General features: G+C 61.0%; 17 protein-coding genes and 1 pseudogene. 9 read left to right on the top strand and 9 right to left on the bottom strand.

Features of this window, described 5'->3' with window-relative positions; all coding sequences use genetic code 11:
- Positions 1-23: 23 nt before the first annotated feature.
- A complete protein-coding gene (gene mnxG / locus ACIPZF_RS18380) occupies positions 24-5897 on the bottom strand; it encodes a manganese-oxidizing multicopper oxidase MnxG (protein WP_400801849.1) in 5874 nt (1957 codons plus the stop codon).
- Positions 5898-6138: 241 nt separating this feature from the next.
- On the opposite strand from mnxG, the gene ACIPZF_RS18375 reads away from it, so the two are divergent.
- Together ACIPZF_RS18375 and ACIPZF_RS18370 are read left to right on the top strand one after the other, a co-directional pair.
- Positions 6139-6426 carry a hypothetical protein gene (locus ACIPZF_RS18375; protein WP_400801847.1) on the top strand — a complete coding sequence of 96 codons (288 nt, stop codon included), beginning with the start codon at positions 6139-6141 and terminating at the stop codon, positions 6424-6426.
- 85 nt (positions 6427-6511) lie between these two features.
- A complete protein-coding gene (locus tag ACIPZF_RS18370) occupies positions 6512-7126 on the top strand; it encodes a Yip1 family protein (RefSeq protein ID WP_400801846.1) in 615 nt (204 codons plus the stop codon).
- A 17-nt stretch (positions 7127-7143) separates the two neighbouring features.
- Here the strand turns inward: ACIPZF_RS18370 and ACIPZF_RS18365 are convergent, their stop codons facing one another.
- The 5 genes from ACIPZF_RS18365 to ACIPZF_RS18345 all read right to left on the bottom strand — a co-directional run bounded on the left by ACIPZF_RS18365 (position 7144) and on the right by ACIPZF_RS18345 (position 11171).
- A complete protein-coding gene (locus ACIPZF_RS18365) occupies positions 7144-7404 on the bottom strand; it encodes a DUF1652 domain-containing protein (protein ID WP_400801845.1) in 261 nt (86 codons plus the stop codon).
- 204 nt (positions 7405-7608) lie between these two features.
- A complete protein-coding gene (locus ACIPZF_RS18360; RefSeq protein ID WP_400801843.1) occupies positions 7609-8511 on the bottom strand; it encodes a DNA-3-methyladenine glycosylase family protein in 903 nt (300 codons plus the stop codon).
- 159 nt (positions 8512-8670) lie between these two features.
- Positions 8671-9546 (bottom strand): pirin family protein, encoded by an 876-nt coding sequence (locus ACIPZF_RS18355; RefSeq protein WP_400801842.1) that lies wholly within the window; start codon positions 9544-9546, stop codon positions 8671-8673.
- Positions 9547-9647: 101 nt separating this feature from the next.
- Complete coding sequence (locus tag ACIPZF_RS18350) at positions 9648-10520, bottom strand: alpha/beta fold hydrolase (protein WP_400801840.1); 873 nt, start codon at positions 10518-10520, stop codon at positions 9648-9650.
- A 24-nt stretch (positions 10521-10544) separates the two neighbouring features.
- Positions 10545-11171 (bottom strand): LysE family translocator, encoded by a 627-nt coding sequence (locus ACIPZF_RS18345; protein WP_400801838.1) that lies wholly within the window; start codon positions 11169-11171, stop codon positions 10545-10547.
- 201 nt (positions 11172-11372) lie between these two features.
- On the opposite strand from ACIPZF_RS18345, the gene ACIPZF_RS18340 reads away from it, so the two are divergent.
- Genes ACIPZF_RS18340 through ACIPZF_RS18330 form a run of 3 tightly spaced genes read left to right on the top strand, consistent with a single transcriptional unit; the run spans position 11373 to position 13989 of the window.
- Complete coding sequence (locus tag ACIPZF_RS18340; protein ID WP_400801836.1) at positions 11373-12389, top strand: ABC transporter substrate-binding protein; 1017 nt, start codon at positions 11373-11375, stop codon at positions 12387-12389.
- Positions 12386-13174, top strand: a complete 789-nt coding sequence (locus tag ACIPZF_RS18335; protein WP_400801835.1) for an ABC transporter ATP-binding protein — start codon at positions 12386-12388, stop codon at positions 13172-13174. The genes ACIPZF_RS18340 and ACIPZF_RS18335 overlap by 4 nt, the downstream gene beginning before the upstream one ends.
- Positions 13171-13989 (top strand): ABC transporter permease, encoded by an 819-nt coding sequence (locus ACIPZF_RS18330; protein WP_400801833.1) that lies wholly within the window; start codon positions 13171-13173, stop codon positions 13987-13989. Before ACIPZF_RS18335 ends, ACIPZF_RS18330 begins: the two co-directional genes overlap by 4 nt.
- An 83-nt stretch (positions 13990-14072) precedes the next feature.
- Here ACIPZF_RS18330 and ACIPZF_RS18325 read toward each other — a convergent pair.
- Together ACIPZF_RS18325 and ACIPZF_RS18320 are read right to left on the bottom strand one after the other, a co-directional pair.
- Positions 14073-14156, bottom strand: a pseudogene (locus tag ACIPZF_RS18325) (superoxide dismutase [Cu-Zn] SodC1); the annotation flags it as partial.
- Positions 14131-14346, bottom strand: coding sequence for a hypothetical protein (locus ACIPZF_RS18320; protein WP_400801831.1), 216 nt, complete (start codon positions 14344-14346; stop codon positions 14131-14133). The pseudogene ACIPZF_RS18325 and the gene ACIPZF_RS18320, both read right to left, overlap by 26 nt.
- A 212-nt stretch (positions 14347-14558) precedes the next feature.
- Between ACIPZF_RS18320 and ACIPZF_RS18315 the strand changes: the two genes are divergently transcribed.
- Positions 14559-17393, top strand: a complete 2835-nt coding sequence (locus ACIPZF_RS18315; protein WP_400801829.1) for an RHS repeat-associated core domain-containing protein — start codon at positions 14559-14561, stop codon at positions 17391-17393.
- Between the two features lie 152 nt (positions 17394-17545).
- On the opposite strand, the gene sodC is transcribed toward ACIPZF_RS18315, so the two are convergent.
- The gene (sodC, locus tag ACIPZF_RS18310; protein ID WP_400801828.1) at positions 17546-18061 is read right to left on the bottom strand and encodes a superoxide dismutase [Cu-Zn] SodC; all 516 of its coding nucleotides are present in this window, start codon (positions 18059-18061) and stop codon (positions 17546-17548) included.
- A gap of 121 nt (positions 18062-18182) precedes the next feature.
- Here sodC and ACIPZF_RS18305 point away from each other — a divergent pair, with 121 nt between their 5' ends.
- The 3 genes from ACIPZF_RS18305 (at position 18183) to ACIPZF_RS18295 (ending at position 20833) form a co-directional block, all read left to right on the top strand.
- The gene (locus ACIPZF_RS18305; protein ID WP_400801827.1) at positions 18183-19046 is read left to right on the top strand and encodes a LysR family transcriptional regulator; all 864 of its coding nucleotides are present in this window, start codon (positions 18183-18185) and stop codon (positions 19044-19046) included.
- 209 nt (positions 19047-19255) lie between these two features.
- Positions 19256-20173, top strand: a complete 918-nt coding sequence (locus ACIPZF_RS18300; protein WP_400801825.1) for an AEC family transporter — start codon at positions 19256-19258, stop codon at positions 20171-20173.
- A 48-nt stretch (positions 20174-20221) separates the two neighbouring features.
- The gene (locus ACIPZF_RS18295; RefSeq protein WP_400801824.1) at positions 20222-20833 is read left to right on the top strand and encodes a cell wall hydrolase; all 612 of its coding nucleotides are present in this window, start codon (positions 20222-20224) and stop codon (positions 20831-20833) included.
- Positions 20834-20835: the final 2 nt, after the last annotated feature.

Below are 20835 nucleotides of genomic sequence, written 5' to 3'. Positions count from 1 at the left end.
AGCCCTTCCAAGCAACCAAGCCGCTACTGGGCCACCGCTGACGTCGGCGGTGGATCATTGGTCACCCGCAAGATCCCCCATAACCCCGACGTATTGCCATACGCCGCATAGTCCCGGAACAGATAATCCCCCGGCACCGCATTCGCCCCCCCCGCACTCGGCAGCATGAAGCTGAAGTGCGCTGCTGGCAGCACGCTCTCTTGGGCGCCGACATACATCGACATCGGGTTGTAACCGAAACGCACCGAGCCAATCCCAGGCAAGCTCATCGGATAGCCATCGAGATCATTCTTCTCAGCCTGGTACGCATGCAGCGGCCACAGGTGCCCGTCGAGCTGATAGGTAATACCCCGGCTCCCCCCGCTCGGCATCACCACATGACTGCGCAGCGGCTGCCCAGGCTTGGCCCACAACACCGGGGTCTGCGGGTCACCGCCGACCAGGGCGTTGCTGTAGGCCATGTGCGCATTGGGCACGTCGGCGAAGCCAAAGCCATCGGCATGGCCGAACGGTGCATCGGGGGCCAGGCCGAAGCGCAGCCACAGCGGTTCGGTCTTGTAGTTGATGGCCATGTTGCCGTTGTCTTTCGGGTCACCCGGCACGCCGTTGCCTTCGGTTGCGATGCCCTCCACCGGGCGGCCGTCGGCCCAGCGCATGTTCAGCGAGCGCTGCCAGACCGTGACGAAGTCGCGGTAGTCAGGCTGGCCGCTGACCTTGACCGTGGCCTGGGCGCGGCTGGCGGTGTCTTCGGTCCAGGTCGCGGTTTGCGGCAAGATACTCATGGCACCGACCAGGCCCTTCTGCGACTGCTTGATGACATCCGCCGGGGTCAGGTTGAGGCCACCGAACTCGATCGCCGTGGTGTTGATGTTGTCCACCGTGCGGCCCAGTTGCAGCGTTGGTTTGCCTTCGCGCTCCAGGTGCCCGGCGTAGTACTGGTACACCTTGGTCGGGTAGGCACCGCTGCTGCCGCTGCGCGGTGGCACGGTCTGCACCGGGTTGAGGCCGACGTTGACACCATCGGACTTGGTGATGTCGTAGGCCAGCAACTGCGCGTGCAGGCCGACGTGGCTGGAGGGCCGCATCAGGTTGTTGTTGAAGGCGGTGGAGCCTTCACTGCCGTTGCGGTCGCGCTTGACCACGTTCTGCATCACCGCCGTGCTGGGCAGGTCGGGCATGACCAGCGGCAAGCGGTTCTCCAGAGTGATGCTGATGCAGTCGCCGGCGTTGGCACGCAGCACCAGCGGCTCCACCGGCACCCCGGCCTTGAGCTTGCCGGTGCTGGCATCCAGGTCGGCCTTGCGCACGTAGAGCACGGCGGTCGGGTCGTGCAGCGGTGCACTGTGGCCGCCCACAGTGAAGGTGGTGCCGTCTTCCTCGTCGGTCACCGTCACTTGCGGGATGCTGGTTTTACGGCTGTTGAACACCAGGGTACCGCCGTTGGCCTTGAGCGGGCCGCCGACGTGCTGGCCGATGCCGGCGGGGTCACTGATGCTGACGCCGTGGCGGTTTTCGAGGATGTCGTTGGCCAGCGCGGCGACGATCTCGTAGTTGCGCTTGACCGTCGCCCGGCTGCCGACGCCGTTGGGGTTGGCGGTGGTTTTCGGGCAGATGCCATCGAAGTTGACGGTGTTGCGCATGGCCACCGGCTGCGGGTTGTTGGGCAGCGGGAACAGGTCGGCGCGTTGCGCGGTGTAGTTGCGCATGACACCCCAGATACCGTTCCAGTAGCCTTCCAGCGCCGCATCCAGCGAGTACAGGTAGTCGCCGTTGGTGGCGGCGGAGCTGGAGATCATCGACACCGGCGACATGAAGCCCAGCTGCTCGGAGATCCCGATCATCTGCGACGACTTCCAGCCCGAGTTGGAGCTGTTGCCGAAACCGGTGCCGTTCTGCAGCCATTTGACGCCGTGCAGGGTGACGTTGTGTTCCTCCTCATGGCCGCCGGCATGCATGCGCAGGCGCACGTTGTCGCCGGAGTAGGTGCGCAGCAGCGGTGTGAACGGGTCGCCAGGCTCGCTGCCGGCCGTGTTGATGTGCGGCGGGAACAGGGTGGTGCCGCCGGTGGGGCCGACCGCCGAGGTGATCGCCGAAGGGGCCAGGTTCATCGCCGGAATGGCGCGGTCGGTGCGGCTTTGCAGGGCATAGCCGAGGTCGCCGCCGAGGCCATCTGCCTGCATGCCGCGTTTGCCGTCCGGGGCCACTTTGTTGGGGTCGAACACACGCAGGGCCAGTGGCTCGTTGCGGTAGTTGACGACGAACATGCCCGGGTCATCCACCGAGATCGCCTGCGGGCATGGCCGGGTCGGGCAGCCTGGGCTCAGCCCGCCGCGCGACTCGACCACCGACTCCAGCAGTGTCGAAGCCTTTTGCCGCACGGGTGGGTTGATGGCGTAGCGGAAGCTGTCGGCGGTGGCCGGGTATGCCTGGCCATTGGGGATGCCATCGGGGCCGGCGCCCACATACACACCGGCCTCGTAGGCATGTTGGAAATCGCTGTATTCGAGGAAGAACTCGCGGTAGCTGTCGTTTTTGCCATCGCCGTCATGGTCGCCGGTCTTGATCACCGCCTGCCACGAGGTCGGGCCGCCGTCCTGGCGCAGTGCCGGGTTGTACAGCTGCTCGCCGGTTTCGGCGTGGTACCAGGTGGAGCCGGCAGGCTCCGCCAGCACGGTGGCGTACAGGCCCAACTGCTGGTGGGTCGATGGGCCGAGGTGGTCATGGGTGAAGATGGTGCCCAGGCCACGGTCGACGTTGTGCACGTTGACCAGTGGGTCGGCGAACCACCGTTGCATGGCCGTGCGTGCGCCTACCCAGTCAGCCCGGCCGAAGCGGCCGAAATACGGGTGCAACTTGGCTTTCGGGCAGGCGGCTGTGCCATCGCGGCTATCGCCTTCGCTGCATTCGTTGAACGCACGGATGGCATGCACACGTTCCACAACGCTGCCGGGCGAGAGAATGCCGTCCTCGTAGTTCCAGCCGTTGGCCGAACCGTCGGCGGCGGTGAGGTCCCACTTGGGCAGGTGGATATGCTGGCCGATCACGTCGGTTGGGGTGCGCACCTGGTAGTCGTCCATTTCATAGAACGACGGGATCAGGTTGGTGTGCTGGTACATGGTGCAGTCGAAGGTGTTCATGCGCATCACCAGCGGCTCTGGTGGGCGCTGCTTGGTGATAACCGGCCAGGCGTCTTCCCACAGCGCGATGATGCGCGCTTGCGGGAAGTGGTAGCCGACTTTGTTGTACACCGCATCGAACTGGATGTTGGCGCCCTTGTAGATGCGCGGGCGGTCGGCGGTGAAGGTGGAAGCGCCACGGAAGTTGATGCCGCTGAGGCTCTCGCCGCTAAAGAACTCGCCGGTGCCCGAAGACTGGGTCAGGCGTTTGCCGCGGTCGTCCATGCACGGTTCGAAGAACGGCGCGCCAGCAGTGGGCAACGCGCCATTGGTGCGGAACGCCTTGGCCACCGGCTGGCTGCCGGGGATCAGAGCGAAGCTTGGGTGCTCGGCCTTGGCGTGGAACTGCATGGCGGCCTGTTCGACATCGGTGCCTTCTTCAGGCAGATAGATCGGCTTGGCCTTGTGCACCACCTTGGAGAAGTCCAGCTTGTTGGTGGTGGTTTCGGCTTCGCCGCCCGCTGAGACGCCGTCCAGTGCATGACGGCCGAGGCCGCCGTCCCAGCCGTCGACCTGATTGGCGTCGAGGTTGGCCCACAGGGCCTTGCCGCTGTCCTTGAGCTGGCGTGCCAGAACCGGGTCGAGCATGTCCAGCGGCGGGGTTGGTGGGCGTTGGCCGACGCTGCTTTCCATGCCACCGATCCAGAACGGGTAGCCTGGGTTTTTCAAGGTGCCGTCGGCGTTACGGTTGGCCTCGCTGCGATCGACCAGCGCCAACGAGCCGACTGCCTTGGCGAGCGGCGCGTTGCCGTGATCGTCATCCCCCTCCTCTTCCTCGTCATCGTCATGCTCGGCGACCAATTGCTCGGCAAGCTTCGGCACCACCACCACCTTGCCCGGCATCGGCGCCATGGCCTTGCCAGGCAGGGGCACGATGGCCGGAATCGGCGTACCGGCGACGATCTCGCCATCCGGCAGCGCCCGTGCGCCGACCGCCGGCTTGCCACTGCGCAGGGCGAACGGCGTGCCATGGAAGCCGTTCGCGCCCTCCCCGCTGACTTCCAGGCGGGTGCCTTCCTCGAACACATCATGCACCCGCCACATGGCCCACATGCCTTGGGCGAAGTGCGGATAGAAATGGCAATGGTAGATGGCATCGCCCGCCACCCGGTTGCGGTTGCCCGAACCGCCGTTGGCGATCTCGTAGGTGTAGCCCACACCTGGGCCGATGCCCTGGGCATCGATGTAGTCGGAGTTGTCGTCATTGGGGTTGAACAGCCACTGGTGGCCGTGCAGGTGGAAAATGTGCTGCTCGTGGCCGTTGTGGGTGTTGCGGAACTTGGTGAAGTCGCCAATGTAGCTGTGGTGCACGTTGGCCGGCTCCGCGGGGTACAGCGCCATGCTGGCCTTGACGCCGATGGCGCTGGCCGGTGGCGTTTCACCTGGGCGAATGTGCTCCAGCCCGGTGTTGGCAGGGACGTCCACGAGGGTGCCGATATCGCCCACGGTGTGGGCGCTGAGGAAGAACTCTTCATAGGCGCAGGACAGGCAGTCGTGCATCGGCCCGACCCCCAATCGGTTGGCGACCACTTCGGCACCCATGCCGCCCGAGCCGTAGTTGATCATGAACGAATCGCGCGCAGGCTCCAGCACATGCCCCATCACCGGGTCAGCCCAGTAAGCGGGGAAGGCCTGGGTGCCGGCCACTTCATCGGCGAACTGGGCGGCGAAGTCGCGAAACGCTTCCAGCCGGTTGGGCAGGGCCGGGTTGCGTTTGTTGATGCTTTCCAGCGGGTATGTGGCGCGGGGGAAGCTGCCATCCGGGTTAGGGCCCATGACGATGGCGTCGGTTTCACTGTTGATGATTTCGTTGCCGTCGACCATGGCGATGATCGGCTTGCCAGCCTTGCCTTCTGCGATCCACGGCTGAACTTGCGGGTAACGCGCCTCATAATTCACCACCGGGTGGCCAGTCGCGGTACGGCCTGTGCTGGCCAGGCGCATCTCCTCTTCGGTCAGGGTATTGCGGTAGGTGCGCCCACCTTTGGGTACGACGACCACCTGGCCGAACAGGCCATTGGACACGTTGCCGCCGTTGCCCTGCCCACCGAAAGTCGCACCCAGGCTGGTGGCAGCGAATGCGCCTTCACGTTCGGCATACAGGGTGTAGCTGCGGGTGGTGCCCGGGGCGATCAGGAAGTTGCCGTTGCGGCCGGTGTTGGCGGCGATGTCGCCGATGCTGTTGACTGCCTGCAGGCCGTTGACCTGGAAGCCGACATGGCGGTCGGTCACCTGTTCATCGGCGACGAAGTTTTCACCACCGCCGTTATTTTCCACTTCCGGGGCTTCTTCGCCCTCTTCGCCCTCTTCGCCCTCTTCTCCCTCGACCTCGTTCTCCTCGTGGTCGATGCCGTGCTTGTTGGGGTTGGCCTGATAGGCCAGCAGGTTGGTCAGGTTGACCGTCAGGCAGTCACCGGCAGCGACCCGCAGCACGATGGGGCGCGGGCGTTTGTCCGGGCGCAGGGTGACCTTGCCGGGGACAGCGGCCCCTCCCTTGCTCAGTGGCACCTGGTGCTCGTCCACTACATCCTGACGCAGGGCGAACATCATGCCGTTGGCGTTTTGCGCGCCAAGGCGGTTGAACATCAGTGGCTGGTCCAGCGCCACCACATTGGCCACCAGGGTGCGCTGGCATTGCACAGCCGCCTCGCTGGTCGCTGCCCAGCCCACCAGGGCCAGAACGAGTGAAGTCAGGACAGGGCCTTTAATCGGGGTCGACATGCTGCACCTCCGGGACACAGGGACTCTACGGAGGTGCAAGCAAGGTCTGTGCCGCCAGCAAACAGCGTTTCGTTTCAACGACTTAGGGTGATGTTTACGACATAGTGGGGAGAATTCCCCGCAGTATTCCCCAAGTGGGGGTTAGCCGAGGCCGATTGGCCCCCGCGAAAAAAGTTGAACGACCGCGTGATTGCGCTTTCAGAATGCTGATACCTGTTCATTTCGCAGGAGCCCCGCAGCGATGAAGATGCCCGGCCGATCCCCCAACGCCAACCTGCAACTCGATTATGTGCGCGACACGCTGTTCGGTCCGGTAGCGCAAAGTGTGGAGTGCCAGTGCCAACTTGCCGCACTCAACCTGCAGGGCCGCCCCGCCCTGCGCCTGCACATCTGCCCGCCGTTGCCCGACAAGGTCGAGCGAGCGCACAGTGTGGCGTTCATCTGGGATGGCCGCAGTTATCACGGTGTGGTACGTGATCAGGGCAAATGCGGCGATGGCGGCCTGAACCTGCTGGTTGAACTGCAATAAGCCGATCAACGGCGGCCTACCGGGCTGAACCTGCCGCCGACAGCGCGTCTCCATAACTAGAGGCCTGTGCCTTGAGGAGACCGCCATGAACAGTCCGTTGCTCAAGCTCTTCATCCACCCCTCCGACGCCTGGATGGAGATCCGCCGCGCCGAAGAAGATCACCCGCAGCAATACCTGCCACGCCTGCTGGTACTGGCTCTGATTCCCGCGCTGTGTCTGTTCGTAGGCACCACGACCTTCGGTTGGAGCCTGGCCGCCGAAGAGCGGGTGCGCCTGAGCATGGCCAGCGCAGCACAGCTGGCCGCGCTGCTGTACGCCACCACGGTGGTCGGAGTGATGTTGATGGGGGTGATGATCCGCTGGATGTCGCGCGGGTTCGATGTGCAACCGAGCCTCAGCCAGTGTATTGGCTTTGCCGCCTACTGCGCCTCGCCGTGGTTTTTTGCGGGAGTCATCGGCCTGGTACCCATCCGTTGGTTGGCGCTGGTTGTGCTGGTGGCCGCGTCTGCCTATGCGACGGTACTGCTGTACGGCGGGCTGCAAACGTTCCTGCGCTTGCGCAAGGAACAGGCAATGCTGTTTGCAACGTGCGTATGGGGGGTTGGGCTGTTGCTGCTGGTGACGATCCTGGTGTCGATGATTCTATTCTGGACCCACGGCCTGATGCCGGAATACGTGCGGCCGGGCAGCCTCGGCTGACCGGCACACGAAGGCAGTCAGGCAATTGCCCGTTGTGGCGCTGGGCGGTTGTCACGCAGCGCGTGCAATTGCCCAACCAGATTGACCACGTCGCGGCAGCTGTTCAGGTCCTGCAGTGACACCCCGGTGAGGATCACGCCCTTATCCAGGCTTTGGCCCTGACCGAGCCGAATGGTCAGGCTGGTACCATCGATGCAACTGACTTCGCAACGGTCAGGCAGGCAGGCCTGTTCGATCATTTGCCGCATTTCCAGCATCGAAACTCCAATCAACGACATGTCGCGACCCTCTCTTGTTATGGATGGCCTGTTGTTCAGTGAGTACGCCCTTGGCAGGCAGGGTGCCAATTGATAATGCGCATGCCCAAGCGGCCGTCCATGCGCCGGAGCAATGATAATGCGGCAGATCATCTAGCACCTTAGTGGAAGATCGCGCAACGGCCGTGACCGTTCGATCCAATGAAGACACTTGGCGACAGGCGGTCAGTCGGCCAAAGATATCCATAAATGCTGCGCGGCATATGCACGCCAAGGTTGCCAGGCAAGGGCCCGTTCGGCCAATTTCGCATCCGGCCCTTCCAGCAAGCGCAACGCCTTGACCAAGGCGACGTCACCCAACGGAAAAGCATCGCCCTCGCCCGCCTGGCGCAACGCCAGGTACTGAGCACTCCAGGGTCCGATACCCTTCAGGCGGCAGAGATTGGCGAGCAGCGTTGGCAGCCCCTGCCCTGCGCTCAGCAAGTCGGGTTGATCGAGCAGTGCGCTGGCCATGGTAGCGAGGGTCGCCGCCCGCGAGCGTGGCATACCGAGATTGGCCAAGTCTGCAGTAGCGAGCGCTTGCAGGGTCGGGAACACATGTGTCAGGCCTGGAGTGGGCACGCGCAGCGGTTGCCCATGGCGCGCCACCAGGCGCCCGGCCAGGGTCATAGCTCCAGCCACACTGATCTGCTGGCCGAGCACGGTGCGCATGGCTTGCTCGCAGGCGTCCCAGCCTTGGGGGACGCGCAGGCCTGGGCGGGCAGCGACCAGCTTGGCCATCAGTGGATCGTTCGACAAGGCAGTCGCGATGCGCACTGGATTGGCGTCCAGATCGAATACGCGGCGGATGCGGGCGATCAACGCCGGAATTGCGGGGCTGCCATTGGCGCTGATGCGGATGTGGAGATGGTTGCCTGCTGCGGGCTTGGCTTCGAGTACTCCCTGTTGGCCGTTGATGGCGAAGGTGCGACGGTAAATGCCGTTGCTGAAGGTTTCGATGCCGGGGATGCAGCGGGCTGACAGAAATGCCAGGGTCGAGGGCCAATGATAGGGGGCACGGTAGCGCAGCCACAGGGAATGGTGGCCAGTGGGGTTGAGGGTGCGACGTACCGCGTGCAGGCGATTCATTGCGGCATGATGCCAGGGTTTCGGCCAGTTGTGCCGGCCTCTTCGCGGCTAAAGCCGCTCCCACAGGGTGGACTGCACGCCAATCGGTGGTGTCCAACTTCTTGGGAGCAGTCCAATCGGTGGGAGCGGCTTTAGCCGCGAAGAGGCCGGTGCAGGCTGTCAGTGAGCTTCGGCCTCCATTTGCCCAAACCGCCCGGAATGGAAATCATCGAACGACTCGGCAATCTCCGCTTGGCTGTTCATCACAAACGGACCATAACCCACGATCGGCTCATCGATCGGCTCGCCACTGAGCAACAGCACACTGGCGCCTTCGAGCGCCTCGACCATCACGCCTTCGCCATCGCGCTCCAGCAACACCAGACTGGCCGGCCGAGCCTCACGCTCGGCGTTGATCCGCACCGATCCACGCAGTACCACCAACGCGGCATTGCGGCCGGCAGCGATGGGCAAGCGCAGCGTCGACCCGCCATTCAGGCGCATGTCCCAAACGTCCATGGCGGTGAATGTTCGCGCCGGGCCTTGATGCCCTTGGTAACGGCCAGCGATCACCCGCAGGCTCCCAGCATCAGCGTCAAGCGCAACGTTGGGAATATCCGCCGCAAGTAGCGTTTGATAGCCAGCAGCCGCACGCTTGTCGCGCGCCGGCAGGTTGACCCACAACTGCACCATTTCAAGCGGGCCGCCACTGCGGGCGAACGCCAGGGAATGAAACTCTTCATGGATGATGCCATTTGCGGCGGTCATCCACTGCACATCTCCTGGGCCGATCAGCCCACCGGCACCGGTTGAGTCCCGATGCTCCAGCTCACCCTGATAAACGATGGTCACGGTTTCGAAGCCCCGGTGAGGATGCTGACCGACGCCGCGCCGGTCAGTGGTCGGGGTGAAAACGTGGGGGCCGGCGTAGTCTAGCAACAGGAACGGGCTGATCTGGTTGGCCAGGTTGTCGTAGGTGAACAGGCTGCGCACCGGGAAGCCATCGCCTACCCAGTGGGCGTGGGGGCTGCGGTAAATGCCCAGAATCTTTTTCAAGGGAAGTCTCCTCTATCAGGCTGGGTTAACCTTACCAGCGAGACCAATTAGCCAGTAGCCAGCAGAAATGGCTTTGATCGTCCCACCAATGGAACAGTCGCTCAGCTCTGCAGGTAATCCACTACCTGTTGAGCGGCCATGGCCGGAGCTTCCTGCATGAAACAGTGCCCCCCTGCCACCTGCCGGGCTTGAACGTGAACATTGAGGGAGGCCAGTCGCTGCACGGAATGAGGCACGAAGGGATAGGTTTGTTCCCCATACAGCACCAGGGTAGGTGTTTGAATGGCGGCCAGCTGCGCCCACATCCGCGTCGGGAACGAACTGAAAATCTCCACCTCACGGCTGGGACGGCACTTGAGCACCACGCCCTCACCGCAGTCACCGAGCCCGTGCTCGATATACGCCTGCAGCGCCGTATCGCTCCAACCTTTGAAAATCCCCCGCCCTTGCAGCGAGGCCAGGGCCGCTTCGCGGTCCGGCCAGTGGCTGCGGCGGCTGGCAGCCTTGCGCGCCAGGGCATGGCGGCGGTGCAGGCCAACCAGTGCGGCGGCCCCCATCACACCGATCATGCGCCGGCTGAACAGCACCGGGTCGAGCAGTACGGCGCGTTCGAACAGGCTCGGCTCACTGGCCAGGATCAAACCGGTAAGCACACCGCCGAAACTGTGCCCCAGCGCGAAGCGGCGTACCTGGCCATATTCGCCACGGCCCGCCTCGAACGCCTCCACTGCCAAGGCAGCCGTGCGGTTCCAGCCGCGGAATACGCCACCATGATCACTGTCACCATGCCCCTGAACATCACACAGCCACAGGTCGAAATGCTCGCCCAGGCGCATCAGCATCGGCTCATAAGCCAGGCAGCAGAAACCGTTGCCATGCAGAAAATGCAGCAACGGCCTGCCGCTGGCGGGCGAGCGCCAGCCGCGCAGGGTGAAACCTTCGGAGCATTCATGAGACCAGGGAATCAACTGCATGGCTGGGTGATACTCGTTGCGTCACTAAAACGATGATTCTACAAACAGCAGCGGGTACAGCGATATCACCAGCAGCAAGGCCATCAGGACATTGAACAGCATCAGCCAGCGCGGGTTCTGCAACAGGTTGCGCAGCGCACTGCCGCACATCACCCACACCCCCACGCTAGGCAGGTTGACCAAGGCGAACACCGCAGCCACCACGATCACGTTCATCACGTAGCCTTGGGCGGGTGTGTAGGTGGTAATCGCTCCGACCGCCATCACCCAGGCCTTGGGGTTGACCCACTGGAACGCTGCCGCGCCGAGGAAGCTCAACGGTTTGCGGGCATTGGGCGAGTCGGCGCTGAGCGGCCCGGAGGTGGCGATCTTCCAGGCCAGGTACAGCAAGTAGGCAGCCCCTGTATAGCGCAGTACGGAATAGAGCGCAGGCCAGGCCTTGAACACCTCGCCCAGGCCCAGGCCGACGGCCAGCACCATGATCATGAAGCCAATGCTGATGCCCAGCGCATGGGGGATCGAGCGGCGCACGCCAAAATTGACCCCCGACGCCAGCAACATGGTGTTGTTGGGGCCGGGAGTGATCGAGGAAACGAATGCAAACAGCACGAAGGCGGTGAGCAGGTCAAGAGAGGCAAGCATGGCAGGCATTCCAGATACGTTATATGTGCTGTCAGACTACTGGAGTCGCCCTGCCCTGCGACTGGTACAGTTACATAAAATTAAGCAGATACACATCACTGTATCGTTACCAACCAGTTCAGAAATACCCTACACCACGGCGCGCCCTTGTTGGCTTTCTTTGTAGACGTGAATCGCTGATGGTTTGGCTTCTCGTGAAAAGGAGCCTCCATGCATCAGTTCTTACTTGCGTGTCTGACAGTGTTGCAGTTGTGGATTCTGTCACCAGCGGCCATAGCCGACACAGCCCATAAGGTAAAGATCGGCGTAGGTGGCCAAGCCACCCTTTACCACTTGCCGTTGGCCGTCGCCGTGGAGAAAGGTTACTTCAAGGATGAGGGGCTTGAGGTAGAGATCGTTGACTTCGCCGGTGGTGGCAAGGCAGTACAGGCCTTGGTGGCCGACGGGGTCGATGTGGTGGCGGGTGCCTTCGAGCACACATTGCGCACGCAGGCGCGCGGTCTGTCGATGCAAGCGTTCGTGGTTGCCAGCGCAGCCCCCCAGATAGCCATGGTGGTGTCGCAGGATGCGCTGCCTGGCTACCAATCGCTCGCTCAATTGCGGGGTAAAACAATCGCTATAAGTGCGCCAGGCTCCGGTACGCACATGGTCGCTACGCTACTGCTGAACCAGGCCGGTGTCCGCAGCGAAGATGTCTCCTTCATCGGACTGGGGACGGGGCCCGCTGCCATCGATGCACTGGTGTCCGGCAAGGTTCAGGCCCTGGTCAATACAGAGCCGCTGATCAGCCTGCTCGAACAACGCGCAGGCATGCGCGTGGTCGCTGACACCCGTACTGCCGCAGGCACGGAGCATGTATTTGGCGGGCCGATCCCCGCCAATGTTCTATTCGCAAAGACAGCCTACATTGAACAAAACCCGCAAACGGTTCAGCAGTTGACCAACGCCATGCTCAACGCCTTGGATTGGTTGCGCGAAGCCAGCGCCGAAGAGGTCTCAGCGACAGTGCCCAAACGCTGGCAACTGGATAATCAGGCGCTGTATAAACAGGCTTTCAGCAACATTCAGCCATCGTTGAGTTCGGATGGGCGCTTTAACGCAACGGCTGTGGAAAACATCCAAAAGGCGCTTAGCAGTTTCGATAAGGCATTCTCCGAAACCACCGCCGATTTGGATGCCACCTGGACCAACCGATTCGTTGACGGCGCCCGGAACCACAATCCATGAACGCCGCGCCTGCTTTGCAGATGCGTAATGTATGCGTCGATCGGGGCCAGACCAGAATCCTCGAGGGCCTGGATCTTGACATCCAACCAGGAGAGTTCGTTTGCCTCCTTGGCCCCAGCGGGTGTGGCAAAACCACCCTGCTCGACCTCGCCGCGGGCCTGATAAAGGCAGAGGTCGGCCAAATTGAATGCATGGGGCAGCCGGTCGAGGGACTGAACGCCAAGGTCGGCTATCTCTTTCAATCCGACGCACTCTTGCCGTGGAGTACGGCACTGACCAATGTCAGCCTCCCCTTACGTCTGAAAGGCTTGTCAGCCAGAGTGGCCGACAAGCAGGCTCAAGCCTGGTTGGAGCGGGTCGGCCTGGGCAAATGTGGCCATTACTATCGTTCTCAGCTGTCCGGCGGCATGCGCAAACGCGTAGCCCTGGCGCAATTGTTGATCCAGGACGCAGCCGTTCTGCTGATGGACGAACCCTTCGCCGCGCTTGATGCCCTGACGCGTCAACAGATGCACGGGCTTCTGTTGACACTCTGGGAGCAACAACGCAAAGCCGTTTTGTTCGTCACCCATGATCTGGATGAAGCCATTACCCTGTCTGACCGCATCGTGGTCCTGAGTGCAGGTCCTAACGCCCGCTGTCTACACGTACTGCCTGTCACCCTGCCCCGCCCTCGCTCAATGATGACCATGCGCACCCATCCGACCTACCTGCAAATGCATCAATCTTTATGGGGATTATTGCAGGGTGTTGCGCAGCCCGCTGAAGTGGAGCAGCTCGGATGAAACCTTGGCATCTTTGGGGCATCCGCAGCGCTCTGCTCACTGCGCTACTGGGGTTTTGGCTAGTGGCATCAGCCAATGAGCAACTGCGTTTTTTCATCGGCGACCCCATGCAAGTGGCGCAGCGTCTCTGGAGCTGGCTTAGCGCCGGAGGTGGGTCATTGCTGGTCGAATTGCCTGGAGCACAACCCTTTACTCTGCAGTTTCCTGGCCCGCTCTATCCGCATTTGCTGGTAACCCTCGCAGAAACGCTGGCCGCGCTGGCAATCGGTGTAGCAACCGGCCTTCTGGCGGGGTTATGGCTGGGCTTGAACCCTACCAGCGCCGACATCCTCGCGCCCTTCATCAAGGCCGCCAATGCCGTGCCGCGGGTGGTCCTGGCGCCCTTGTTCATCCTGTGGTACGGCCTGGGGATGACTTCCAAGATTGCCTTGGGAATATCCCTGGTTTTCTTCACCGTGTTCTTCAACGTGATGCAGGGCGTGCGCGAAGTGAGCCCGGCGCTCCTGTGCAACCTCAGGTTGATGGGCGCCAATCGTTGGCAGCTCATCCGGCTACTGTACCTGCCGTCTGCCACGGGCTGGGTGTTCTCAAGCCTCAATGCAGTCACCGGCCTGGCGTTCGTGGGGGTCGTGGTGGGCGAATACCTCGGTTCAACTCGCGGTATTGGCTACCTGATCCTGCAAGCCGAAGCGACATTTGACGTCAATACGGTGGTAGCGGGGATCATGGTTTTGATGATCTGTGCACTGTGCCTGGATGGTTTTTTTGGCTGGTTTGAACGACGTGCTCAAGCATGGCGCAGGGCGGACCTCTGAAGCGCTATCCGCTAAGGCGCTTATCTGCTAGTGCCCCATGGGCGAAACATCACGCCCATGGGACCGGGTTGATGGACAGGCTGCTACTGCACGACGCCGCAGGCGACTCGCGCACCACCGCCACCGAGTTTCTCGGGGTGGTCACTGTGGTTGTCGCCACCGGCATGCGATCAGCGTCAGGCGCAGGGCTTCGCTGGGCTCGTATTCCAGCATCCCGCGTACCCCCTTGCGCTTGTTTCCGTTGACATCGTGGCCGTTGGCGACGTTTTCGACGTTGCCGTCATAGTCGCCCCACAGGGTGCTGAGCGAGCCCTTGAGTTGCTCGTTCAGGCGGCCGCCATCGCGGGAGATTGGCAAGGTGGCGGCGTTGCGGGTGTTGCAGGCATTAGGCGCAAGGAGACATGAGGTCGACGTACAAAAACTGAATCTATTGACTTGAGTGCTAGTGGCACGGGAAAGCGCCTGAATGGTACATCCTCTACGCTGATACCTGGCATTTTTGTCAGGTTACGAAACACGCAAAATGTTGGATGCTCCGCTCACAAGACATCTTCTGAGCGGGCATTGGTATGGGCAATACAGACGCAACCGTCCATCGTAATACACCTGATGTTATGGTTCAGAGTAATCGTGGATTGGTCGTGCTCGAAATTGGCTATCACCGCCACCCCAACAGTACGGAAGAAACACAAGAACGCATTACCCGTCACTCCTACAATAGCTGTGGCTTCCTCATGCGCAGCGCGGATCCTCGGCTCGGGCAAAAGGGGCTGGCCAACTTCACTTACCTCAATGACCTTTCCGGCGGCCGATTGCGCACCAATAGTGTGGACGCCGGTACGTCCATAATGCTTAACGATACGGCCAGCCGACCACTTTTGAAGTTAACCAGCATCCTTATCAGAGACGATGGTGCGGATGACTTCACTCAGGCAGTTACCCATACCTATGAGTACGAAGGTGTCAACCTCTTAGGTCGTCCGCTGTCGGTATCAGACCAAGTTGCTGGCGGCAGCGCGTGGATCACCGAGCGTTTCGTGTACGCGGGCGACTCACCGGCGAACAAGCGCTTGAATCTCGTTGGACAATGTATTTGCCATTACGACCCTGCGGGCCTGCTCATGTCAGACAGCATGAGCATTGCAGGTTGTGAGTTATCCAATACCCGTCGGCTGCTGAAAGACGCCGACTTACCGGATACCCTGGCAGACTGGCAAGGTCCGGACAGCAGTACCTGGAACAAGTCGTTGAACAATGAGACATACACTTCTCTAAATATGCCAGATGCGACTGGGAAGATACGTATCTCCATTGATGCAGCTGGCCATCAGCAACGTGTGGAGTACCAGATAGCAGGAGAGCCCAAATCCTGCTGGCTGACAGTGAACGCTGGCCATGAACGCCCCATCATGACCGCCATCGCCTACTCGGCGAACGGAAAAAAGCTACATGAAGTTCACGGTAACGGGATTGTCAGCACCTGTAGGTATGACCCTCGTGCGCAGTACCTCACTGCGCTTAGAACGGAGCGTCCATCCGGGCACAAGGCTGGATCGAAACTACTGCAAGAACTGCGTTACCAGTACGACCCCGTGGGCAACGTGCTCCTTGCTGAAGATGCGTCTCAGCAGACCCGGGTCTGGCGAAACCAGAATGTGGTGCCCGAAAACCATTATGTCTACGATAGCCTTTATCAACTTGTATCAGCTACTGGCAGAGAGATGGCGAATGCTGCTAGACAGAGCAGCAGTATGCCTCGAGTGCTTGTACCTATTCCCACAGACCGAGATGCGTACACCAACTATGTCCGAACCTACCGCTACGACAGCGCCTGCAACCTTACGCAGATAGTCCACACAGCTCCCGCTACGGGAAACAGCTACACCACCCTAATTACGGTCAGCGATCGTAGTAATCGGGCTGTATCGGACTGGTTCACGGAGAATCCGAATCATGTGGAAGACCTATTTACCCCAAATGGACAGCAGCGACAGCTCACGCCAGGTCAAATACTCGCCTGGACAACACGTGGCACGCTTCAAATGGTTGCGCCAATCGTTCGCAATGGTGGAACGAACGACGTTGAACGCTATCTTTATGACGCAAACAGTCAGCGCGTATTGAAAGCTAGTATGCAGGTATCGCATAACAGTACTCAAAGGCAACGCATTGTTTACCTGCCAAGCCTGGAGCTCAGGGTGTCGTTTAGTGGCGCTGTCGAGAAAGAACAGCTGCAAATTATTAGTATGAGCACCAGCGAGAGAGCTCAGGCTCGTCTGTTGCATTGGAAGAGCGGAAAACCGCCAGAATTGAGCGCCGATGCAGTGCGCTACAGCTTTGGAAATCTTACAGGCAGCGTTAGCTTGGAGGTGGGCGATGATGGTAAGGTAATAAGTATCGAGGAGTACTACCCTTACGGTGGGACTTCCCTCTGGGCAGCGCGTAGCGCCACAGAGGCTTCATATAAACTTGTGCGTTACTCAGGCCAGGAACGGGATGCGACAGGGCTTTATTATTACGGATATCGCTACTACCAGCCATGGTGCGGGCGCTGGTTGAGTGCTGACCCAGCTGGCACGGTAGATGGGCTGAATCTTTTCACGATGGTCCGAAATAACCCTACAGGGCAAATTGATGCATTAGGATTGGTTTTGATAATAGCGCAAGGCTTGTCAGAATTCCCTGAGGACGAAATTGATAAAGTACTTCAAGCATTGCAAGATGCACGCAATGCGTTAGATACAGTTACTCAGCCAGACCAGGATCTATTGGCGACGGAAATGAAAAGCTTTTTTGGTCCCAATTACGCGATGGAGACTAATCAAATTATAAACACATGGAAAACAACCAATAATTTACTAGCTGAATACGACACGCCCTATCAGGGGTACCCGAAATTCTATAGAATATCCCAAGACGCTAGCCCAACGATTGCACAAGTCAGCCTGGATGATCCTGAGAGCAGGATATTCATTCACGATGACTTTTTTCTCGACGAACTGACTGATGAATCACGCGCAGCCGCACTTATTCACGAAGCAAGCCACCTAGAAGGTGTAGACAGTTTCCAGCTACCCGGGGCTAAAACAGAAGACTACTATTATTTATCGGACAGCACCCCATTAAGCGACTCTTTTAAAAAAGTCGTCGAAGGGGTTCTTGAAGAACATCAGATAAAGGCACCAGAGGCTTTCTTCGAGCAAATTGCCATCAGCAACAACATGAGCATCTTCGGAATAAATGAAAATTTCATGAGCTATGCAGATGGAGAAGGTATTCAAGACTTAACCCTAGCTGAGGCAGTTCAGGTTTATAACCACGTCCCTTCTCTTCGTACGAAGATAGCTTCTCGCAATGCAGATAATATCGCCTATTCAGCCATGAAAATGGCCGCCCGACTGTAGGTCGTCAACAATTCCCTGCACCGCTAGAGCCAGTCCCATGTGAGATCGCTGGCATGTTTGCGCACTACCCTCCCCCGCCGATTTTCCTGGCACTGTCAGCATGCGGCGCGGACCAGCGCGCCGTCCCTTGCCTGGGCGTCGCAAGAAATCTGTTACTGCACGACCCCACAGGCGACCCGCGCACCACCGCCACCGAGTTTCTCGGGGTAATCACTGTGGTTGTCGCCCCCGGCATGCACCATCAGCGCGTGCCCTTTGAAGTCAGAAGCTTTCAGCCGTGGCGCCAACACCGGGTAGGTAGCCTTGCCGTCCGCGCCTACATACAGCGCCGGCAGGTCACCGCGGTGACTGCCATCGTCATACGGCCCCTTGTGCGCATTGGTCTTGTCCGGATCCCAATGGCCGCCCGCCGCACCTGCCGGCACAGGCTTGCCGTTTTCATTGGCCGGCGCGCACGAGGGGTTCTGATGCAGGTGGAAGCCATGCACACCTGGCGGCAGGTCCTTGAGGTCCGGGGTAAGTACGGTGCCGTACTTGTTCTGCGCGATGCTGACGGTGCCAATCACCTTGCCTGGGCCGTCCGGCCCCGCCAGTTTGAGTTCCACCGTTTCAGCAGCTTGTGCAAGGCCGGCCGAAGCCATCAATGCGGTGAGTACCAGCGCTTTCATGTCGTGTCTCCATGTCTTGGGATGAGCGGGTGTCGTACCCACATGACTAGTGGGACTGCGCAGGTTGCCAGGCATTCCATCCAGCCACAGAATGAAATACTTCCCATCGGAGCCCTTCCGCGTGTCACTCAAAGCCCTGCGCACCCTCGTCACCATTGCCCGCCACGGCACCTTCGCCCGTGCCGCCGACCTGCTCAGCCTGACCCCCTCGGCGGTGAGCCTGCACATCAAGACGCTGGAAGACGAACTGCAGGTTGTGCTGTTCGACCGCAGCCGCCGCCAGGTGGTGTTGACCGAGGCCGGACAAATGGCCGTGGCACGGGCTGACACCATCCTCGCTGCCTATGACGAACTGGCCGATGCCGTGTCCACTGGCCCGAGCCTGCGCGGGCGCCTGCGTTTGGGTGCGATCCATACGGTCCTGGCAAGGCGCCTGCCCCGGGCGCTGGTGTGGATCAAGGCGCATCACCCGGACCTGCACATCAGCGTGGCCTCGGGCATGTCGGCGGAACTGGCGCGGCGTATCGAAGACGGCGACCTGGATGCCGCGATTACCACCGAGCCAGTCAGCCCCTACCCGCAGAGCCTGGATTACACGCCGTTGTTCGAGGACCGTTTCTGGGCTATCGCCAGCCCTGAGCTGGATGGCCAGAGCCTGCCGCAGCTGCTCGCCAGCCAACCTTTCCTGCGTTTCGACAAGCGCGCCTGGGCGGGCCGGCAGATCGAACAGGAACTGCGTCGCCAGCATCTGCAGGTCAGCGAGCAAATGGAATTGGACAGCCAGGAAGCGTTGGCCAGCATGGCGGTGATGGGGTTGGGGGTGGCGATCATTCCTATGTCCGATGAAGATCTGCAGCGCTTGCCACCTGCTATTTGCCTGCCGTTTGGCGAGCCGCAGCTGAAACGGCGGGTGGTGTTGCTGGAGCATGAAAAGAGTCAGCGACGGCATTTGAGTGCGGTGTTGAAGAGAGCACTGGAGGCGTGACGGTGTGGGAGCGACTTCAGTCGCGAAGCAGGCAATGCGGTGGATGGCACCGGCTTCGCCGGTGATCGCGGCTGAAGCCGCTCCTGCGGGGTGCGCGAAATCTTTAAGAAACCGTGCATTTTTTCTCAACAGTCACTGCAAAAATCAGCGTTTTTCCCAATCAATCAGCCAAGCTAATCTGTGCCGAACCCGACTACGGAACGTCACCCATGCTTCATCTGCTGCTGACCACTTTGCTGCCCATCATCTTGTTGATCGGCCTGGGCACCCTCCTGCGCGTGCGGGGTTTTCTCGCCGAGAGCTTCTGGCCGGGCGCCGAACGCCTGAGCTATTACGTGCTGCTGCCGTCGCTGTTCCTCCACGGCCTGGCCACCGCCGACCTCGATGGGGTGCCGGTGCTGGGCATGGTCGGCGTGCTGATGCTCTCGACCGTGCTCGGCGCGGCGCTACTGGTGCTCTACCAAGGCGCGGTCAACCATGACGGCGCAGACTTTACCTCGGTCTTCCAGGGCGGCGTACGTTTCAACAACTACATCGGCGCAACATTGGCGGCGGGCATCTACGGCAGTGCTGGCATCGCCCTGGCGGCAGTGGCCAACGCGGCCATCGTGCCGCTGGTGAACCTGCTCTGCGTGCTGGTGTTCGCCCGCTTCAGCGCGCGCCACAGTTCCCCAGTCACGGTGTTGCGGGCCATTTTCGCCAACCCGCTGATCGTCGGCTGTGCCGGCGGCATGTTGCTGCGGGTCACGGGAGTGGGGCTGCCCGCAGGGCTGGAACCAACGGTCAAGGCGCTTGGCCAGGCCGCCCTGCCCTTGGGCCTGCTGTGCGTCGGCGCGGCGCTGGGTGGCGTCAGCGCCGGGCAGCAGGTGCGGCCACTGATGGCGGCGTCGATGTTCAAATTCCTGGTCATGCCGCTGACAACCTGGGGCTTGTGCCGGGTGCTTGGCCTAGGTGGCCAGGCGGCGGTGGTGGCGGTGCTGTTCCAGGCACTGCCCACGGCGTCGTCGTCCTACGTGATGGCACGGCAGATGGGCGGCAACGCGCCTTTGATGGCCACCATCATCGCCGTGCAGACGGTGGCGGCTGGGGTGATATTACCCTTGGTGCTAATGCTTTCGCTCAATTGAATGCGCTTGGCTAGACTGTGAAGCAACACACACTTCGGAAATTCGACCATGCGCCTTACGTGGATGGTGATCGGCCTGACCTCGGCCCTGCTCGCAGGCCCATCGAATGCTGCCGACACCGCCAAGGCTGCGGTTGCCGAAGACAAGGCCGAAGTGCTCGAAGAAAAGGTGGTCGAAGACGCGCCACCGCCCAAAAAAGCCGAAACCCTGACGCCCAGTGAAGTCAAAGCCGTCGACCCGGCAGGCCAGGCGCCAATGGACGACAGCATCACCTGCCTGGCCCGTACCATTTATTGGGAAGCCAAGGGCGCCGATGAAAAAGACATGAGTGCGGTGGCCAGCGTGGTGATCAACCGCCTGGGCAAGGACGGTTTTCCCAACACCATTTGCGGCGTGGTCAAGCAAGGTGTCGAGAGCAAGTCCTGCCAGTTTTCCTGGTGGTGCGACGGGCGCTCCGATCAGGTCGAAGAGCCCGAGCGCTACGAAGTCGCCAAGGAGATCGCACGCAAGGCGCTCAACCAGCAGCTCAAGGACAGCACGGGCGGTGCGCTGTACTTCCATGACCGCAATGTCCGTCCGGACTGGGCCAAGGCTTACCGCAGAACCGCCGAAACCCGTCACTTTCTGTTTTACAAGCCGAACCAGGAACTGGCCCGCTGAAT

Source organism: Pseudomonas sp. NPDC089752 (assembly GCF_044748725.1).
Lineage (GTDB): Bacteria > Pseudomonadota > Gammaproteobacteria > Pseudomonadales > Pseudomonadaceae > Aquipseudomonas.
Note: the sequence above shows the minus strand (reverse complement) of the source record. Positions and strands in the feature narration are given on the sequence as shown.

What these genes read in the sequence shown, in the direction of transcription:
- ACIPZF_RS18370 (WP_400801846.1), top strand. Translation starts at nt 6,512, where the DNA reads ATGAACAGTCCGTTGCTCAAGCTCTTCATCCACCCCTCCGACGCCTGG.
- ACIPZF_RS18315 (WP_400801829.1), top strand. Translation starts at nt 14,559, where the DNA reads ATGGGCAATACAGACGCAACCGTCCATCGTAATACACCTGATGTTATG.
- ACIPZF_RS18345 (WP_400801838.1), bottom strand. Translation starts at nt 11,171, where the DNA reads ATGCCTGCCATGCTTGCCTCTCTTGACCTGCTCACCGCCTTCGTGCTG.
- ACIPZF_RS18375 (WP_400801847.1), top strand. Translation starts at nt 6,139, where the DNA reads ATGAAGATGCCCGGCCGATCCCCCAACGCCAACCTGCAACTCGATTAT.
- sodC (WP_400801828.1), bottom strand. Translation starts at nt 18,061, where the DNA reads ATGAAAGCGCTGGTACTCACCGCATTGATGGCTTCGGCCGGCCTTGCA.
- ACIPZF_RS18330 (WP_400801833.1), top strand. Translation starts at nt 13,171, where the DNA reads ATGAAACCTTGGCATCTTTGGGGCATCCGCAGCGCTCTGCTCACTGCG.
- ACIPZF_RS18300 (WP_400801825.1), top strand. Translation starts at nt 19,256, where the DNA reads ATGCTTCATCTGCTGCTGACCACTTTGCTGCCCATCATCTTGTTGATC.
- ACIPZF_RS18295 (WP_400801824.1), top strand. Translation starts at nt 20,222, where the DNA reads ATGCGCCTTACGTGGATGGTGATCGGCCTGACCTCGGCCCTGCTCGCA.
- mnxG (WP_400801849.1), bottom strand. Translation starts at nt 5,897, where the DNA reads ATGTCGACCCCGATTAAAGGCCCTGTCCTGACTTCACTCGTTCTGGCC.
- ACIPZF_RS18360 (WP_400801843.1), bottom strand. Translation starts at nt 8,511, where the DNA reads ATGAATCGCCTGCACGCGGTACGTCGCACCCTCAACCCCACTGGCCAC.
- ACIPZF_RS18340 (WP_400801836.1), top strand. Translation starts at nt 11,373, where the DNA reads ATGCATCAGTTCTTACTTGCGTGTCTGACAGTGTTGCAGTTGTGGATT.
- ACIPZF_RS18335 (WP_400801835.1), top strand. Translation starts at nt 12,386, where the DNA reads ATGAACGCCGCGCCTGCTTTGCAGATGCGTAATGTATGCGTCGATCGG.
- ACIPZF_RS18365 (WP_400801845.1), bottom strand. Translation starts at nt 7,404, where the DNA reads ATGTCGTTGATTGGAGTTTCGATGCTGGAAATGCGGCAAATGATCGAA.
- ACIPZF_RS18350 (WP_400801840.1), bottom strand. Translation starts at nt 10,520, where the DNA reads ATGCAGTTGATTCCCTGGTCTCATGAATGCTCCGAAGGTTTCACCCTG.